Source organism: Enterobacter cloacae complex sp. (assembly GCF_900322725.1).
GTDB lineage: Bacteria > Pseudomonadota > Gammaproteobacteria > Enterobacterales > Enterobacteriaceae > Enterobacter > Enterobacter quasihormaechei.
This window is the reverse complement of the sequence record NZ_LT991957.1, coordinates 390,857-406,812: the sequence shown is the minus strand read 5'-3', so window position 1 is coordinate 406,812 and position 15,956 is coordinate 390,857. Positions and strand designations below refer to the sequence as shown.

General features: G+C 55.8%; 19 protein-coding genes and 1 pseudogene. 15 read left to right on the top strand and 5 right to left on the bottom strand.

The genetic code is table 11. From position 1 onward, the window contains the following. Window positions 1–35: 35 nt before the first annotated feature. The 10 genes and pseudogenes from folC to hisP all read left to right on the top strand — a co-directional run bounded on the left by folC (window position 36) and on the right by hisP (window position 9,257). Complete coding sequence (gene folC / locus DBR02_RS01880; protein ID WP_107533433.1) at window positions 36–1,304, top strand: bifunctional tetrahydrofolate synthase/dihydrofolate synthase; 1,269 nt, start codon at window positions 36–38, stop codon at window positions 1,302–1,304. Next, window positions 1,294–1,989, top strand: coding sequence for a cell division protein DedD (gene dedD, locus DBR02_RS01875; RefSeq protein WP_063868170.1), 696 nt, complete (start codon window positions 1,294–1,296; stop codon window positions 1,987–1,989). Before folC ends, dedD begins: the two co-directional genes overlap by 11 nt. Before the next feature lie 221 nt (window positions 1,990–2,210). Continuing rightward, window positions 2,211–2,699: a colicin V production protein gene (cvpA, locus tag DBR02_RS01870; RefSeq protein WP_063868171.1), complete on the top strand. Its 489-nt coding sequence runs from the start codon at window positions 2,211–2,213 to the stop codon at window positions 2,697–2,699. Window positions 2,700–2,732: 33 nt separating this feature from the next. Continuing rightward, the gene (gene purF, locus DBR02_RS01865; RefSeq protein WP_008502595.1) at window positions 2,733–4,250 is read left to right on the top strand and encodes an amidophosphoribosyltransferase; all 1,518 of its coding nucleotides are present in this window, start codon (window positions 2,733–2,735) and stop codon (window positions 4,248–4,250) included. An 89-nt stretch (window positions 4,251–4,339) separates the two neighbouring features. Beyond that, complete coding sequence (locus DBR02_RS01860; protein WP_063450410.1) at window positions 4,340–4,909, top strand: UbiX family flavin prenyltransferase; 570 nt, start codon at window positions 4,340–4,342, stop codon at window positions 4,907–4,909. 290 nt (window positions 4,910–5,199) lie between these two features. Beyond that, complete coding sequence (gene argT, locus DBR02_RS01855; protein WP_006811405.1) at window positions 5,200–5,982, top strand: lysine/arginine/ornithine ABC transporter substrate-binding protein ArgT; 783 nt, start codon at window positions 5,200–5,202, stop codon at window positions 5,980–5,982. A gap of 224 nt (window positions 5,983–6,206) precedes the next feature. Beyond that, window positions 6,207–6,989, top strand: a pseudogene (hisJ, locus tag DBR02_RS01850) (histidine ABC transporter substrate-binding protein HisJ). Between the two features lie 88 nt (window positions 6,990–7,077). Next, window positions 7,078–7,764 carry a histidine ABC transporter permease HisQ gene (locus DBR02_RS01845; protein ID WP_107533432.1) on the top strand — a complete coding sequence of 229 codons (687 nt, stop codon included), beginning with the start codon at window positions 7,078–7,080 and terminating at the stop codon, window positions 7,762–7,764. Beyond that, window positions 7,761–8,474, top strand: a complete 714-nt coding sequence (locus DBR02_RS01840; RefSeq protein ID WP_003861424.1) for an ABC transporter permease — start codon at window positions 7,761–7,763, stop codon at window positions 8,472–8,474. The genes DBR02_RS01845 and DBR02_RS01840 overlap by 4 nt, the downstream gene beginning before the upstream one ends. A 9-nt stretch (window positions 8,475–8,483) precedes the next feature. Beyond that, a complete protein-coding gene (gene hisP / locus DBR02_RS01835; protein WP_003861426.1) occupies window positions 8,484–9,257 on the top strand; it encodes a histidine ABC transporter ATP-binding protein HisP in 774 nt (257 codons plus the stop codon). A gap of 87 nt (window positions 9,258–9,344) precedes the next feature. On the opposite strand, the gene DBR02_RS01830 is transcribed toward hisP, so the two are convergent. From DBR02_RS01830 to yfcG, 4 genes are all read right to left on the bottom strand, one after another. Further along, complete coding sequence (locus tag DBR02_RS01830) at window positions 9,345–9,854, bottom strand: GNAT family N-acetyltransferase (RefSeq protein WP_107533431.1); 510 nt, start codon at window positions 9,852–9,854, stop codon at window positions 9,345–9,347. A 44-nt stretch (window positions 9,855–9,898) separates the two neighbouring features. Beyond that, on the bottom strand, window positions 9,899–10,792 hold the full coding sequence (locus DBR02_RS01825) for a TIGR01777 family oxidoreductase (RefSeq protein WP_107533430.1): 894 nt from the start codon (window positions 10,790–10,792) through the stop codon (window positions 9,899–9,901). Between the two features lie 13 nt (window positions 10,793–10,805). Beyond that, a complete protein-coding gene (folX, locus tag DBR02_RS01820; RefSeq protein WP_003861432.1) occupies window positions 10,806–11,174 on the bottom strand; it encodes a dihydroneopterin triphosphate 2'-epimerase in 369 nt (122 codons plus the stop codon). Between the two features lie 75 nt (window positions 11,175–11,249). Continuing rightward, entirely contained in the window at window positions 11,250–11,879 is a 630-nt protein-coding gene (gene yfcG / locus DBR02_RS01815) for a GSH-dependent disulfide bond oxidoreductase (protein WP_063450405.1), read from the bottom strand. A gap of 140 nt (window positions 11,880–12,019) precedes the next feature. Between yfcG and yfcF the strand changes: the two genes are divergently transcribed. From yfcF to yfcD, 3 genes are read left to right on the top strand one after another with little or no spacing between them, the layout of a single operon-like run. Continuing rightward, window positions 12,020–12,664 carry a glutathione transferase gene (gene yfcF, locus DBR02_RS01810; RefSeq protein WP_102750757.1) on the top strand — a complete coding sequence of 215 codons (645 nt, stop codon included), beginning with the start codon at window positions 12,020–12,022 and terminating at the stop codon, window positions 12,662–12,664. A 56-nt stretch (window positions 12,665–12,720) separates the two neighbouring features. After that, window positions 12,721–13,272, top strand: coding sequence for a phosphodiesterase (gene yfcE / locus DBR02_RS01805; protein WP_063868180.1), 552 nt, complete (start codon window positions 12,721–12,723; stop codon window positions 13,270–13,272). A gap of 55 nt (window positions 13,273–13,327) precedes the next feature. Next, window positions 13,328–13,894 carry an NUDIX hydrolase YfcD gene (yfcD, locus tag DBR02_RS01800; RefSeq protein ID WP_063450402.1) on the top strand — a complete coding sequence of 189 codons (567 nt, stop codon included), beginning with the start codon at window positions 13,328–13,330 and terminating at the stop codon, window positions 13,892–13,894. 3 nt (window positions 13,895–13,897) lie between these two features. On the opposite strand, the gene DBR02_RS01795 is transcribed toward yfcD, so the two are convergent. After that, window positions 13,898–14,917: a LacI family DNA-binding transcriptional regulator gene (locus DBR02_RS01795; protein ID WP_107533428.1), complete on the bottom strand. Its 1,020-nt coding sequence runs from the start codon at window positions 14,915–14,917 to the stop codon at window positions 13,898–13,900. Window positions 14,918–15,152: 235 nt separating this feature from the next. Between DBR02_RS01795 and DBR02_RS01790 the strand changes: the two genes are divergently transcribed. Further along, window positions 15,153–15,596: a PTS sugar transporter subunit IIA gene (locus DBR02_RS01790; RefSeq protein WP_063868183.1), complete on the top strand. Its 444-nt coding sequence runs from the start codon at window positions 15,153–15,155 to the stop codon at window positions 15,594–15,596. Between the two features lie 79 nt (window positions 15,597–15,675). Beyond that, window positions 15,676–15,948 carry a PTS sugar transporter subunit IIB gene (locus tag DBR02_RS01785; RefSeq protein ID WP_107533427.1) on the top strand — a complete coding sequence of 91 codons (273 nt, stop codon included), beginning with the start codon at window positions 15,676–15,678 and terminating at the stop codon, window positions 15,946–15,948. Window positions 15,949–15,956: the final 8 nt, after the last annotated feature.

Below are 15,956 nucleotides of genomic sequence, written 5' to 3'. Positions count from 1 at the left end.
TTTGCTTTCTAAACCGTTAATGACAACCGGGCATCATGGAAAATAAAAGCATTCCTCAAGCCACGTCGCCCCTGGCCGCGTGGCTTTCTTATCTGGAAAACCTGCACAGTAAAACCATCGACATGGGCCTTGAGCGCGTAAGCCAGGTTGCCGCGCGTCTCGACGTGCTGAAACCCGCGCCGTTCGTGTTTACCGTCGCCGGCACTAACGGGAAAGGCACCACCTGCCGCACGCTGGAATCTGTCCTGATGGCTGCCGGCTATAAGGTCGGCGTTTACAGCTCTCCGCATCTGGTGCGCTATACCGAGCGCGTGCGGGTGCAAAACGCCGAGCTGGCGGAATCTGCCCACACGGCATCGTTTGCCGCTATCGAAGCGGCGCGCGGCGAAACTTCACTGACCTATTTCGAATATGGCACCCTGTCGGCGCTGTGGCTGTTTAAGCAGGCGCAGCTGGACGTGGTGATCCTGGAAGTCGGGTTGGGTGGGCGACTGGACGCGACAAACATGGTGGATGCGGATGTCGCGGTTGTGACCAGCATCGCGCTGGATCACACCGACTGGCTGGGGCCAGACCGCGAAAGCATTGGCCGCGAGAAGGCCGGTATTTTCCGGGCGAATAAGCCCGCCGTGGTCGGCGAGCCGGACATGCCGCACACCATTGCCGACGTGGCGAAAGAGAAGGGCGCGCGGCTGCTGCGTCGTGGCGTGGACTGGCAGTATGAGATTCAGGGCCACGGCTGGCGCTTTAGCGATGCGCAGGGCGTGCTGGAGAATCTGCCGCTGCCGCAGGTGCCACAGCCTAACGCAGCGACCGCGCTGGCCGCACTGCGCGCCAGCGGGTTAACGGTGAGCGAGCAGGCGATCCGCGACGGTATTCAGAACGCGCTGCTGCCGGGGCGTTTCCAGATTGTGAGCGAGTCACCGCGTCTGATTCTGGACGTGGCGCATAACCCGCACGCGGCGGCGTACCTCGCAGGACGTCTCAAATCGTTACCAAAAACCGGGCGCGTGCTGGCGGTTATCGGTATGCTTCATGATAAAGATATCGGCGGCACGCTGGCCTGCATGGAGAGTGTGGTCGATAGCTGGTATTGTGCTCCTCTGGAGGGGCCGCGTGGCGCGACTGCTGAGCAATTAATGGAACATCTCGGCAAAGGCGAAATCTACGACAGCGTGGTTTCGGCCTGGCGCGCCGCGATGGCGGAAGCTAAACCAGAAGATACCGTGCTGGTGTGTGGGTCATTCCACACGGTGGCACATGTCATGGAAGTGATGGAGGCGGGGAGAACCGGTGGCGAGTAAGTTTCAGAACCGTTTAACAGGAACCATTGTGCTGGTCGCGCTCGGGGTGATTATTCTCCCGGGGCTGCTCGACGGGCAGAAAAAGCATTACCAGGATGAATTTGCGGCTATTCCGCTGGTGCCAAAACCGGGCGACCGCGACGAGCCCGACATGCTGCCCGCGGCAACGCAGGCGCTACCTGCCCAGCCGCCTGAAGGCGCAGCGGAAGAGGTGCGTGCAGGCGATGCAGCCGCGCCGTCTCTTGACCCGTCGCGTCTGGCTGCAAATAACAACGTTGAAATCGATCCCGTACCGGTAGAGCAACCTAAACCGGTTGAAAAACCGAAGCCGGTAGAGAAAACGCAGCCTAAACCGCAGCGTGACAAAGCGGCCGAGCAGCTGGCGGCGGCAACGGAAACGCCGCCACCGGCCAGACAGGCCCAGCAGGAGGCTGCCCCGACGGGCAAAGCCTATGTCGTTCAGCTGGGTGCGTTGAAAAACGCTGATAAGGTCAATGAGATCGTGAGTAAACTGCGCGGCGCGGGATACCGTGTTTATACTTCACCCACCACGCCGGTGCAGGGTAAAATTACCCGTATCCTCGTGGGGCCGGATGCGTCTAAAGATAAGCTCAAAGGTTCGCTTGGCGAGCTGAAGCAGATCTCCGGCCTGAGCGGCGTGGTGATGAACTACAGCGCAAACTGATAAGTTTTCCCCCTCACCCCGGCCCTCTTCCCAAAGGGGAGAAGGTTAGGGTGAGGGGGAATGGCAGACGTCCAAAGAGACGTAATAAGCCAACGGCGTTGAGCATTTTTTCAGCGCCTTTTTTATTTACGCATGGGAAGGAAATCCCTACGCAAACGTTTTCTTTTTCTGTTAGAATTCGCCCCGAACTGGATGACAGGGCGTTAAATCGTGGGACACATATGGTCTGGATTGATTACGCCATCATTGCGGTGATTGGTTTTTCCTGTCTGGTTAGCCTGATCCGTGGCTTTGTTCGTGAAGCGTTATCGCTGGTAACCTGGGGTTGTGCTTTCTTTGTTGCCAGTCATTACTACACTTACCTGTCTGTCTGGTTCACGGGCTTTGAAGATGAACTGGTCCGAAACGGAATCGCTATCGCGCTGCTGTTTATCGCGACGCTGATTGTCGGCGCTATCGTCAACTATGTGATAGGCCAGCTGGTCGAGAAAACCGGTCTGTCAGGGACGGACAGGGTGCTCGGCATCTGTTTCGGTGCGTTGCGAGGCGTGCTGATTGTGGCCGCGATCCTGTTCTTCCTGGATACCTTTACCGGGTTCTCCAAAAGTGAAGACTGGCAGAAATCGCAGCTCATTCCGGAGTTCAGCTTCATCATCAGATGGTTCTTTGACTATCTGCAAAGCTCGTCGAGTTTCTTGCCCAGGGCATAAACCCTGAGATGTGGCTTAACGAGGAAAAGACGAATGTGCGGTATTGTCGGTATCGCCGGTTTCATGCCGGTAAACCAGTCGATTTATGACGCGTTAACGGTGCTTCAGCACCGTGGGCAGGATGCTGCGGGTATCATCACCATTGATGCAAACAACTGCTTCCGTTTACGTAAGGCGAACGGCCTGGTAAACGATGTGTTTGAAGCCCGCCATATGCAGCGTCTGCAAGGTAATATGGGGATCGGTCACGTTCGTTATCCTACTGCTGGCAGTTCCAGCGCCTCTGAGGCTCAGCCTTTTTACGTTAACTCCCCGTATGGCATCACGCTTGCCCACAACGGCAACCTGACCAACGCCCACGAGCTGCGTAAAAAGCTGTTTGAAGAGAAACGTCGCCACATTAACACCACCTCTGATTCTGAAATCCTGCTCAATATCTTTGCCAGCGAGCTGGATAACTTCCGCCACTACCCGCTGGAAGCCGATAACATCTTTGCCGCCGTTGCCGCGACAAACCGCCAGATCCGCGGCGCGTACGCCTGCGTGGCGATGATTATCGGTCACGGCATGGTGGCCTTCCGCGATCCAAACGGGATCCGCCCGCTGGTGCTCGGCAAGCGCGACCTCGGCGATGGCCGTTCCGAGTACATGGTGGCCTCCGAAAGCGTGGCGCTGGACACGCTGGGCTTCGAGTTCCTGCGTGACGTTGCGCCGGGCGAAGCGGTTTACATCACCGAGAAGGGCCAGCTGTTTACCCGCCAGTGCGCCGACAACCCGGTGAGCAACCCGTGCCTGTTCGAATACGTCTACTTCGCTCGTCCGGACTCGTTCATCGACAAGATTTCCGTTTACAGCGCGCGCGTCAACATGGGCACGAAGCTGGGCGAGAAGATTGCCCGCGAGTGGGACGATCTCGACATCGACGTGGTGATACCGATTCCGGAAACCTCCTGCGACATCGCGCTGGAGATCGCCCGCATTCTGGACAAGCCGTACCGTCAGGGCTTCGTGAAAAACCGCTACGTTGGCCGTACTTTCATTATGCCGGGCCAGCAGCTGCGCCGTAAGTCCGTACGTCGCAAGCTCAACGCTAACCGTGCCGAGTTCCGCGACAAGAACGTGCTGCTGGTGGATGACTCCATCGTGCGCGGCACGACGTCCGAGCAGATCATCGAGATGGCGCGCGAAGCCGGCGCGAAGAAAGTGTATCTCGCCTCTGCGGCGCCGGAAATCCGCTTCCCGAACGTGTACGGTATTGATATGCCAACCGCCAACGAGCTGATTGCTCACGGTCGTGAAGTGGACGAAATCCGTCAGATTATCGGGGCCGACGGCCTGATTTTCCAGGATCTGAACGATCTGATCGACGCGGTGCGCGCCGAGAACCCGGATATCCAGCAGTTCGAATGCTCGGTGTTCAATGGCATCTACGTGACGAAAGACGTTGACCAGCAGTATCTCGACTACCTTGATTCGCTGCGTAACGACGATGCGAAAGCCGTCCAGCTGCAAAACGATCTCGAAAGCTTAGAGATGCACAACGAAGGTTGATGCCTGTGCAGGTGAGGGCGCTCGCCCTCACTTGCAACTCCCCGTAAAATCCTGCACAGTCTGCCCTGAAATCAGCAAGGGCAAAAATCATGAAACGACTCATTGTAGGGATCAGCGGTGCCAGCGGCGCGATTTACGGCGTCCGGCTGTTACAGGTGCTGCGTGACGTTGCAGGCGTAGAAACCCATCTGGTGATGAGCCAGGCGGCGCGCCAGACCCTCTCTCTTGAAACCGATCTCTCTCTGCGCGACGTTCAGGCCCTGGCTGACGTTGTGCACGATGCCCGCGATATCGCCGCCAGCATCTCTTCAGGCTCGTTTAAAACGGCCGGCATGGTTATTTTGCCCTGTTCGATTAAAACCCTTTCCGGCATTGTAAACAGCTATACCGACACGCTGGTGACGCGTGCGGCAGACGTGGTGCTGAAAGAGCGTCGCCCTCTGGTGCTGTGCGTGCGCGAAACCCCGCTGCACCTGGGACATCTGCGCCTGATGACGCAGGCCGCCGAACTGGGCGCCGTGATTATGCCCCCGGTTCCTGCGTTCTATCATCGCCCGCAGACGCTGGACGATGTCATCAATCAGACCGTTAACCGCGTACTGGATCAGTTCGATATTGACCTGCCTGAAGATCTCTTTGTCCGCTGGCAGGGGACGTGAAGCCGTGCACAATCAGGGTGCATGAAAAGGCAATTTGCCCTGTTTCAGGGCAAAACTGCAACCGCGATCATATCCTCGACATTTAATTCGCTTTTTCCCTTTTTCTCTTTCCGGTTCGTTCGGCAGACCTGCTATCTTTCACCATTAAGGCAGTATCGCAACGTTTTATTAACATATTTAACGTCGTAGTCTGAACCCGACGACAATGTGGCATAAGACCTGCAAGAGCAGCCTGCAACACAACACACAACATAAACCATAATAAAATCACGGTTCTTGAGGGTAAATGTATGAAGAAGACGGTTCTGGCTCTGTCTTTGCTCGTGGGCTTGAGTGCAGCAGCAGGCAGCTATGCAGCGCTTCCACAGACAGTTCGTATCGGTACAGACGCAACCTACGCGCCATTCTCATCCAAGGATGCGAAGGGCGATTTCGTGGGGTTTGATATCGATCTGGGAAATGAGATGTGCAAACGCATGGAAGTGAAGTGCACATGGGTGGGCAGTGACTTTGATGCGCTGATCCCATCGCTGAAAGCCAAGAAAATTGATGCCATTATCTCTTCTCTCTCCATCACGGAAAAACGTCAGCAGGAGATCGCCTTCTCTGAGAAGCTCTACGCTGCCGATTCACGTCTGATTGCCGCGAAAGGCTCCCCAATCCAGCCGACCATCGACTCGCTGAAAGGTAAGCATGTTGGCGTGCTTCAGGGCTCAACCCAGGAAGGCTACGCGAACGCCAACTGGCGCGAGAAGGGCGTCGATGTGGTCGCCTACCAGAACCAGGATCTGATCTACTCTGACCTGGCGGCGGGCCGTCTGGATGCCGCGTTCCAGGATGAAGTTGCCGCGAGCGAAGGCTTCCTGAAGCAGCCTGCGGGTAAAGAGTACGCCTTTGCTGGCCCGTCAGTTAAAGATAAAAAATACTTTGGCGACGGCACCGGTATTGGCCTGCGTAAGGATGATACCGAGCTGAAAGCCGCCTTCGACAAAGCGTTTAACGAGCTGCGTAAAGACGGTACTTACGACAAACTGGCGAAGAAATACTTCGATTTCAACGTCTACGGTGATTAATGCCTGAACGGGATGCACTGATGTGGTGCATCCCACGGGGTAATGTTCCAGTATGGTGCATCTATTGCACCGTATTGGATCGCTGTGTGCATAGTTAAGCATTTAAAATGCAAAAATTCCCGTTCAGAGCCATTAATCTTTGCCTGAATGAGGCGATTAATGGCACATTAACGGCACCCCGTGGTCGTAAAATCTCGTATTAAGACAGTTTGTTGAGGACAGATATGAAAAAACTGGTGTTGTCACTTTCTCTGGTACTGGCCTTTTCCAGCGCCACCGCGGCATTCGCAGCAATTCCGCAGAAAATTCGTATTGGAACTGATCCAACCTACGCACCTTTCGAATCGAAGAATGCGAAGGGGGAACTGGTCGGTTTTGACATCGATCTGGCTAACGAGCTGTGCAAACGCATTAAAGCGCAATGTACTTACGTTGAAAACCCGCTGGATGCGCTGATCCCGTCCCTGAAAGCGAAATAAATCGACGTGATCATGTCCTCCCTTTCCATCACTGAAAAACGTCAGCAGGAGATTGCCTTCACGGACAAACTCTACGCGGCTGATTCACGTCTGGTAGTGGCGAAATCCTCTGACATTCAGCCAACCCTTGAGTCTCTGAAAGGCAAACGCGTGGGCGTGTTGCAGGGGACCACGCAGGAAACCTACGGCAACGAGCATTGGGCGCCTAAGGGCATTGAAATTGTCTCTTACCAGGGGCAGGAAAATATCTACGCAGACCTGACCGCAGGCCGCATTGATGCCGCATTCCAGGATGAAGTGGCGGCAAGCGAAGGCTTCCTGAAGCAGCCTGTGGGTAAAGATTACAAGTTCGGCGGTCCGTCCATTAAGGATGAAAAACTCTTTGGCGTAGGCACCGGTATGGGCCTGCGTAAAGAAGACAACGAACTGCGTGAAGCCCTGAACAAAGCGTTCGCCGAGATGCGCGCGGACGGCACCTACGACAAGCTGGCGAAAAAGTACTTCGATTTTAACGTCTACGGCGGCTAATCGCCCCGTCTGATAACGTGCGGCCCCTCCCGTTGCGGGAGGGGAAAAGACACGGTTCCACCACTCACGAGACGACAGGGCACGCGGTATGCTGTACGGATTTTCTGGCGTTATTTTACAGGGCGCGCTTGTCACCCTTGAGCTGGCCATCAGCTCCGTGGTGCTGGCGGTGCTGATAGGCCTGGCGGGCGCGGGGGCAAAGTTATACGCCAACAGACCGCTGGCGCTGATATTTGAAGGCTATACCACGCTGATTCGCGGCGTGCCTGACCTTGTGCTGATGCTGCTGATCTTTTACGGCCTGCAAATCGCACTCAACGGCGTGACGGACGCTATCGGCATGGATCAGATCGATATCGACCCGATGGTGGCCGGTATCATTACCCTTGGTTTTATCTACGGCGCCTACTTCACCGAGACCTTTCGCGGCGCGTACATGGCCGTGCCGAAGGGACATATTGAAGCGGCGACTGCCTACGGTTTTACCTCCTCACAAACGTTTCGCCGGATCATGTTCCCGGCCATGATGCGTTACGCGCTGCCAGGTATCGGCAACAACTGGCAGGTTATTCTCAAGGCGACGGCGCTGGTCTCCCTGCTGGGTCTGGAAGACGTGGTGAAGGCCACGCAGCTGGCGGGTAAGAGCACCTGGGAACCATTCTACTTTGCGGTGGTCTGTGGCGTGATTTATCTGGTCTTTACGACCGTCTCCAATGGTGTGCTGCTTCTGCTCGAACGTCGCTACTCCGTGGGTGTGAAGAGGGCTGACCTGTGATTGAGATTATTCAGGAGTACTGGAAATCCCTGCTGTGGACGGACGGCTACCGCTTCACGGGCGTGGCGATCACGCTGTGGCTGCTGATTTCCTCGGTAGTAATGGGCGGCATTCTGGCGGTGTTTTTGGCCATTGGCCGCGTGTCGAACAATAAATTTATTCAGTTCCCGATCTGGCTGTTTACCTACGTGTTTCGCGGTACGCCGCTGTACGTACAGCTGCTGGTGTTCTATTCGGGGATGTACACGCTTGAGATCGTGAAAGGCACCGAGATGCTGAACGCGTTCTTCCGCAGCGGCCTGAACTGTACGGTGCTGGCGCTGACGCTCAATACCTGCGCCTATACCACCGAGATCTTCGCCGGTGCCATTCGTTCCGTGCCGCACGGAGAGATCGAGGCGGCGCGCGCGTACGGCTTCTCCTCCGTGAAGCTTTACCGCTGTATTATTCTGCCTTCAGCGCTGCGTATTGCGCTGCCGGCGTACAGCAACGAAGTGATTTTAATGCTGCATTCAACGGCACTGGCCTTTACCGCCACGGTACCGGATCTGTTAAAGATTGCGCGCGATATTAACTCTGCGACCTATCAGCCGTTTACGGCGTTTGGCATTGCGGCAGTGCTCTATTTGATCATTTCTTACGTCCTGATCAGCCTGTTCCGTAAGGCTGAAAAACGCTGGTTGCAGCATATAAAACCGTCGACGCACTGAGAATTTATGATGGCTGAGAACAAATTAAACGTAATTGATTTGCACAAGCGCTACGGCGAACATGAAGTGCTGAAAGGGGTGTCGCTGGAGGCTAACGCGGGCGACGTGATCAGTATTATCGGTTCATCAGGTTCGGGTAAAAGTACCTTCCTGCGCTGCATCAACTTCCTCGAAAAGCCGAGCGAAGGTTCGATTGTGGTGAGCGGACAGAACATTAATATGGTCCGTGATAAAGACGGCCAGCTTAAAGTGGCGGATAAAAACCAGCTGCGCCTGCTGCGTACGCGCCTGACGATGGTGTTCCAGCACTTCAACCTCTGGAGCCACATGACGGTGCTGGAGAACGTGATGGAAGCGCCGGTTCAGGTGCTCGGCTTAAGCAAGCAGGAGGCCCGCGAGCGTGCGGTGAAATACCTGGCGAAAGTGGGTATCGACGAGCGTCAGCAGATCAAGTACCCGGTGCACCTGTCAGGTGGTCAGCAGCAGCGCGTCTCCATCGCCCGCGCGCTGGCGATGGAGCCGGAAGTTCTGCTGTTTGACGAACCGACCTCCGCGCTGGACCCGGAACTTGTTGGCGAGGTGCTGCGCATCATGCAGAAGCTGGCTGAAGAGGGCAAAACGATGGTGGTGGTGACGCATGAGATGGGCTTCGCCCGTAATGTTTCTAACCACGTTATCTTCCTGCATCAGGGCAAGATTGAGGAGCAGGGGCATCCTGATGAGGTGCTGGCGAACCCGCAAAGCCCGCGCTTGCAGCAGTTCCTGAAGGGATCTCTGAAATAAAGAGGGCATCAGACGGCGGTGCTGCTTAATTGCCCGGTGGCGCTTCGCTTACCGGGCCTACAAAAACCGTAGGCCGCCGCCACGCATTCAGGGCGCACCACGCTCCAGCCGGTACACCCAGTCGTCATACCGCACCCCGTTAATCTCGTATGCCTTCTCCAGCACCTGCGTGCGCACAAAACCGGCTTTCTCCAGCACGCGTACCGAACCGCCGTTATCCGCCAGTACATACGCATTAATCGCCTTCACGCCGATCGGGTTAAAGGCGTAATCACATACCGCGCGCAGCGCCTCGCTGGCAATACCTTTTCCCTGCGCGGCAGGCACCACGGTATAGCCAATATCCGCCTCTTCACGGTTCGCCGCGCTGATTTGCAGCCCGATATCTCCGAGCGGCATATCGTCATTATGCAGACGGATCACGAAGACATGCTCCGCCATCAGGCGTGCGGCAAATACGCGGCGCGTCTCTTTTTCCGGCGTGATAGCAGCCATGTAGCGCATGACGGTGGGATCTTCACGCAGTGAGCGGAAGAACGCCCAGTCAGAGGGTTTGAAAGGAGAGAGGTGAAGCCGGGTTGTGGTGAGGGTTGCCATAGTTACGCCATATCATCCAGACATGGCGTATGACTGTAACATATTCACCGCACTACATCCCCCAGCGCCTCTTCTAAATCATACCAGCGGAACGTAAATCCGGCCGCTTCCAGCCGTTTTGGCAGCGCGCGCTGGCCGCCCAGCACCAGCACCGACGATTCACCCATCAGCAGCCGAATCGCCGTTGCAGGCACGCGCAGCACCGCCGGGCGATGCAGGGCATGGCCCAGGGCATGAGCAAACTGCTCATTACGTACCGGATACGGAGACACCATGTTAAACGGCCCGCGCAGGTCGTTATCCAGCAGCCAGAGAATGCCGTTGACCATATCGTCGATATGGATCCACGCCAGATACTGCCGTCCGTTACCGATAGGACCGCCAAGCCCCATTTTAAACGGCGGCAGCATTTTACCGAGGATACCGCCCTTCGGGGCAAGCACCACGCCGGTGCGCAGCAGACAGACGCGTGTCTTATCGCTCTGCGCCGCGCAGGCGATACGCTCCCACTGGGCGCAGAGTTTATGGGTAAACTCGTTGTGCGGTGGCTCCTCTTCGGTCACCACCACTTCACCGAGATCGCCATAGTAGCCTGTAGCAGAACCGGAAATCAGCACCGAAGGCGGCGTCTCGCTGTTGCGAATCAGCTCAACCAGCTTTTCGGTCATGTTCCAGCGGCTGCTGCATAAACGCTGCTTTTGCTCTTCGGTCCAGCGTTTATCGGCAATAGGTTCACCCGCGAGGTTAATGACGGCGTCAAAGCCGTCCAGATCCTGCCGTTCCGCCAGGCCTTTCCAGATCTCAACGCCGGCACCCAGCACCTGACGGGCTTTCTCCGGGCTGCGCGTGACCACGGTGATGTCGTGATGCAACGCCTGCAAGCGTGGAATGAGATGGCGACCAATCAGGCCCGTACCGCCGGTGAGCAGAATCTTCATACTACCTCCAGGTTTACGCCTGGCGCTGCCAGCTTAACGTCATCGAGACGGAGTCGGCGTAGCGCAGGGCGTGAAGTTTATCGATCTCTACTTCAGCATAAGTGACCCAGTGGTGTTCGCGTGCGATATCGAGCACATCCTGAGTTAATTTTTCCAGTAGCGCAAAACGGTTGTTCTCAACGTACTGGATGATGCTTTTGGTGATCGTGCGATAGTTCAGCGCGTCATTGATATCCTCGCTGGCGCGCGCCTTGTCTGCCGGGTAATGGATCACCACATTCACCACGATATCCTGGCGATTAGCGATCTCCTCCTCTTTAATACCGATGAACGTGCGTAAGCGTAAGTTTTTTATACGAATAATAGCGTCATGCTGGGACATTGCAGGTCTTCTCCGTGTCAGTATTTCTGCCTCATCATACATGAGGAGAACACCTGTACCCAACGGGGCGCAGGCTCAAATCTGATGGATTTTTTGCATCGCACGTTCGGTGGCCGGTCGGGTCCTGATGCGCTCAAACCAGTTGTTCACCGCCGGGTAAGAGGCCAGGTCGATCCGGTGGCGTTCATGGGTGTTGATCCACGGCCAGCAGGCGATATCGGCAATGCTGTAATGCTCACCACCGAGCCACGGTGATTTTTCCAGCCGACGGTTCAGAACACCGTACAGACGCTGGGTTTCGACCTGGTATCGCTCAATGGCGTAAGGGATAGTCTGTGGCGCATACGCGGTAAAGTGGTGGTTCTGCCCCAGCATGGGCCCCAGGCCGCTTGACTGCCAGAACAGCCACTGAAGGGTCTGGTGACGCTCGCGCAGTTCACCGCTCAGGAGCTTGCCGGTTTTCTCCGCCAGATAGAGCAAAATCTCTCCGGACTCAAACAGGCTTAACGGTTTGCCGCCATCAGAGGGCAGGTTATCAATAATGGCCGGAATTTTATTGTTGGGCGATATGGCCAAAAAAACGGGGCGGAACTGGTCCCCTTTACTGATATCTACGCGAACGATCCGGTACTCCACTTCGGCTTCTTCGAGAAAGAGGGTGATCTTATGGCCATTCGGGGTGGGGGCATAATAGAGATCGATCATTCTCAACTCCTGTCAGTGTGAAGAGTGTTGCCATGAAAAAACAGTATAGGTGCTGGCAGAAAATCGTGAGTTTTCATCAGGTGACAGCGAGGCAAAGAGATTATATGTTGAGTGAAAACCAATCAGTTAATGAGGATGTCATGAGCCAGCCTGTAATAACGTTGTGGTCCGATGCGAACTTCTTTTCTCCTTATGTTATGAGCGTTTACGTGGCGCTGGCTGAAAAGGGGCTCGCCGTGAATCTGAAAACTATTGACCTGGACAGCGGCGAACATCTGAAGCCCCAGTGGCAGGGCTACGCGCTTACCCGACGGGTTCCCGTGCTGGAGATTGACGGCTTTGAGCTGAGCGAATCCTCGGCGATTGACGAGTATCTGGAAGATCGCTTCGCTCCGCCAGAGTGGGAACGCATCTATCCTCACGATCTGCAAAAGCGCGCCCGCGCCCGTCAGATCCAGGCGTGGCTGCGCAGCGATCTGGTGCCGATTCGCGTCGAGCGCTCCACGGACGTGGTCTTCGCCGGCGTCAAAAAGCCGGCGCTCAGCGCGGAGGGGGAAGCCAGCGCGCAAAAGCTGATTGAGACGGCCTCCTCGCTGCTGGCTCACGGCAGTCCGAACCTGTTTGGCGAGTGGTGTATTGCCGACGCCGATCTGGCGCTGATGCTCAATCGCCTGATCCTCAACGGAGATGCCGTCCCGCAGCTGCTGGTGGATTATGCCGGGTTCCAGTGGCAACGCGCGTCGGTGCAGCGCTATGTGGCACTCTCCGCTAAGCGCGCGGGCTGATCGGACGAGGCGCTTGAGGTATGATAGGGGCAGTCTGATTTTCGGAGGAGTAACTGATGAAACTGATGTTTGCGTCGGATATCCATGGATCGCTGCCCGCGACCGAACGCGTGCTTTCGCTGTTTGCCCAAAGCGGGGCGCAATGGCTGGTCATCCTGGGTGATGTATTAAACCATGGCCCGCGCAATGCGCTGCCGGAAGGCTATGCCCCGGCGCAGGTGGCGGAAAAATTGAATCAGCACGCTTCGCGCATCATCGCCGTGCGCGGCAACTGTGACAGTGAAGTTGACCAGATGCTGCTGCACTTTCCCATCACCGCTCCCTGGCAACAGGTGCTGATGGAAAACAGCCGTTTGTTCCTGACCCATGGGCACCTGTTCGGCCCGGATAACCTGCCGTCACTCGCCGCTGGCGATGTCCTGGTTTCTGGCCATACTCATATTCCGGTGGCGGAAAAACGTGAAGGCATTTATTACTTCAACCCCGGGTCCGTCAGCATTCCAAAGGGCGGTTACCCGGCAAGCTACGGCATGTACGAAGACGGTACATTAAGCGTTATAGCACTTAATGATCAGCAAGTTATTGCACAGATAGCGATTAATCCGTAAGTTACACCTCAACTGCAAACGCGCCGAAAGAGCGCTTAGACGAGAAGGTTTCCCGATGGTGGAGCAGAATCATTTGGCAAGTACTGAATGGGTTGACATTGTCAGCGAAGAAAATGAAGTGATCGCGCAGGCCAGCCGCGAACAAATGCGTGCGGAGCGTCTGCGTCACCGCGCGACGTACATCGTTGTTCATGACGGCATGGGCAAGATTCTGGTCCAGCGTCGCACCGACACCAAAGATTTTCTTCCTGGTATGCTGGATGCCACAGCGGGTGGCGTCGTGCAGGCCGATGAAGTGCTGCTGGATTCCGCGCGTCGTGAAGCGGAAGAAGAGTTAGGTATCGCTGGCGTGCCGTTTGCCGAGCACGGCCAGTTTTATTTTGAAGATGAGCATTGCCGCGTCTGGGGCGGGCTGTTTAGCTGCGTTTCCCATGGGCCTTTCGCCTTGCAGGAAGAGGAAGTGAGCGAAGTCAGCTGGATGACGCCGGAAGAGATCACCGCGCGTTGCGACGAGTTTACGCCGGATTCCTTAAAAGCACTGGCGCTGTGGATGACCCGCAACGCCAAAAACGAATCCGCTAAACCGGAAAATAGAGCGGAGAAAGAGGAAGAGGCTGAGTAAGCCTTAACAGCTTTCCCGCAGGCACAGGCTGGACGCGATGGGCTTATGGTCGCGCCAGCCCCCGTCGTTCAGTCGTTCCAGTAACGCTTTCCCGGCTTCAATACCAATCTTGCGATGCGGCACCGCCATCGTCGTCAGCGGCGGCTGACAGACGCGGCTGACGTCGCTGTCGCCAAAGCCCACCACCGCTAAATCGTCCGGCACTTTGATGCGCCGACGCTGGCACTCATACAGCGCGCCGCAGGCGAGCTCATCGGATACGCACACCAGTGCGTCCAGCTCCGGCCACGCCAGCAGGAACTCGGGCAGCTGCGCCGCGCCGGTAGAGAAGTTTGGCGGCATGGCGGCATTAATCACCCTGTTCGGCGACATGTGGTGGCGCAGCATCGCCTTGTACCAGCCCTGCAAATGCTGCTGAAAAATCCACTGCTCCTGGTTAGCACACAGCAGGCCGATATTCTGGTAGCCGCGCTGGATCACCATTTCTGTGAGTTCATACATGGCGGCGACATTATCAATCCCGATATTCATATCAATCGGATCGGCACGCATCGCACCCATTTCCATCACCGGGATAGAGGCGTTTTTAAGCCAGTGCCGCACGGTATCGGAGTGTTCAACGCTAAGCAATATTGCCGCGGCGATATTCGATGCCAGCAGCGTTTCGAGCAGTTTCTCTTCCTGTTCAAGCCGGTGCTGAGATTCCGCCAGCATGATCTGGTAGCCCGCAGGCTGAAGCACATGCTGTAGCCCGGCGAACATCTCGGAACATCCAGCTTCGGAAAGATTGGGAACAACCATCGCAATCGTCCATGACGACGCTGATGCCAGCGCGCTGGCGGCAAGATTGGGCATGTAACCCAGCTCTTGCACCGCAGCTTCAATTTTTTCACGCAGTTTATCGGAAACCTGTTCGGGCGTGCGGAGAGCACGGGAAACGGTCATCGTGCCTACGCCGGCAAGCTGCGCGACATCCGCGAGCGTTACTTTTCCGGTACTGCGGCGTTTTCGGGTTAAAGACATACATCTTCCTGCTGACAGGACGTGAGTCAGTTTCATCCTTATTTTACGTGACAGGCAGTATACGCCTTAAATCCCTTTTTTTGCTGTGATTTCACACCATGATAGCAATTTGATAGCGCTATCACAGTTCTGCATGTTAGTTATTGGTAGCGCTATCTTTGTGATCGCGATCGCAGTCATTGATTGATGGGTTGAATAGAGTTTGCCCATGTCTGGGCTTTAGCGAGAGTGAAAAGTGCTCAAAAAGTGGATATATGATACAACCATAACGCTACAGGATAGCGTTGAAAACTGGCCGCAGGCGCTGGAGCTGTGCGCGAAACCGCTGCTGGATTTGCAGGTGATTGCGCCGGAATACGTCACGGCGATCATCGAGCAGCACCACGCGCTTGGACCCTACTATGTACTGGCTCCCGGCCTGGCAATGCCGCATGCAAGGCCGGAAGAGGGGGCGAAAGGTCTCGGCCTGTCATTATTAAAACTGAAACAGGGCGTCTCTTTTGGTGCCGGTGAGTTTGACCCCGTCGATGTGATTGTAATGCTGGCGGCGCCGGACAAACATAGCCATATCGAAATGATTTCGGCGTTAGCGGAATTATTTTCCAGCGACGAAGATATGGCTGAATTACACCGGGCGAACACGCTGGAGGAGATAAAAACCATCATCGACCGCTTCTGATTTAATTCTTTAATCCGTTTCATCTCAACATTACGCGTCAGCGTGATGGGGCGTACTTTACTTAAAAAAGGGGATAACAATGAAAATTATGGCTATTTGCGGCTCCGGCCTGGGCAGCAGTTTTATGGTCGAAATGAATATTAAAAAGGTGCTCAAAAAACTGGAGATTGAGGCCGAGGTGGAACACTCCGACCTCTCCTCGGCCACGCCGGGCGCGGCGGACCTGTTTGTGATGGCGAAAGACATTGCGGCCAGCGCCAGCGTGCCGGAAAGCCAGCTGGTAGTCATCAACAATATTATCGATATCAACGAACTCGAAGCGCAGCTGCGCGACTGGTTCGAAAGACAATAATCCTGATT

What these genes read in the sequence shown, in the direction of transcription:
- folC (WP_107533433.1), top strand. Translation starts at nt 36, where the DNA reads ATGGAAAATAAAAGCATTCCTCAAGCCACGTCGCCCCTGGCCGCGTGG.
- cvpA (WP_063868171.1), top strand. Translation starts at nt 2,211, where the DNA reads ATGGTCTGGATTGATTACGCCATCATTGCGGTGATTGGTTTTTCCTGT.
- purF (WP_008502595.1), top strand. Translation starts at nt 2,733, where the DNA reads ATGTGCGGTATTGTCGGTATCGCCGGTTTCATGCCGGTAAACCAGTCG.
- DBR02_RS01860 (WP_063450410.1), top strand. Translation starts at nt 4,340, where the DNA reads ATGAAACGACTCATTGTAGGGATCAGCGGTGCCAGCGGCGCGATTTAC.
- argT (WP_006811405.1), top strand. Translation starts at nt 5,200, where the DNA reads ATGAAGAAGACGGTTCTGGCTCTGTCTTTGCTCGTGGGCTTGAGTGCA.
- DBR02_RS01845 (WP_107533432.1), top strand. Translation starts at nt 7,078, where the DNA reads ATGCTGTACGGATTTTCTGGCGTTATTTTACAGGGCGCGCTTGTCACC.
- hisP (WP_003861426.1), top strand. Translation starts at nt 8,484, where the DNA reads ATGGCTGAGAACAAATTAAACGTAATTGATTTGCACAAGCGCTACGGC.
- DBR02_RS01830 (WP_107533431.1), bottom strand. Translation starts at nt 9,854, where the DNA reads ATGGCAACCCTCACCACAACCCGGCTTCACCTCTCTCCTTTCAAACCC.
- DBR02_RS01825 (WP_107533430.1), bottom strand. Translation starts at nt 10,792, where the DNA reads ATGAAGATTCTGCTCACCGGCGGTACGGGCCTGATTGGTCGCCATCTC.
- folX (WP_003861432.1), bottom strand. Translation starts at nt 11,174, where the DNA reads ATGTCCCAGCATGACGCTATTATTCGTATAAAAAACTTACGCTTACGC.
- yfcG (WP_063450405.1), bottom strand. Translation starts at nt 11,879, where the DNA reads ATGATCGATCTCTATTATGCCCCCACCCCGAATGGCCATAAGATCACC.
- yfcF (WP_102750757.1), top strand. Translation starts at nt 12,020, where the DNA reads ATGAGCCAGCCTGTAATAACGTTGTGGTCCGATGCGAACTTCTTTTCT.
- yfcE (WP_063868180.1), top strand. Translation starts at nt 12,721, where the DNA reads ATGAAACTGATGTTTGCGTCGGATATCCATGGATCGCTGCCCGCGACC.
- yfcD (WP_063450402.1), top strand. Translation starts at nt 13,328, where the DNA reads ATGGTGGAGCAGAATCATTTGGCAAGTACTGAATGGGTTGACATTGTC.
- DBR02_RS01795 (WP_107533428.1), bottom strand. Translation starts at nt 14,917, where the DNA reads ATGTCTTTAACCCGAAAACGCCGCAGTACCGGAAAAGTAACGCTCGCG.
- DBR02_RS01785 (WP_107533427.1), top strand. Translation starts at nt 15,676, where the DNA reads ATGAAAATTATGGCTATTTGCGGCTCCGGCCTGGGCAGCAGTTTTATG.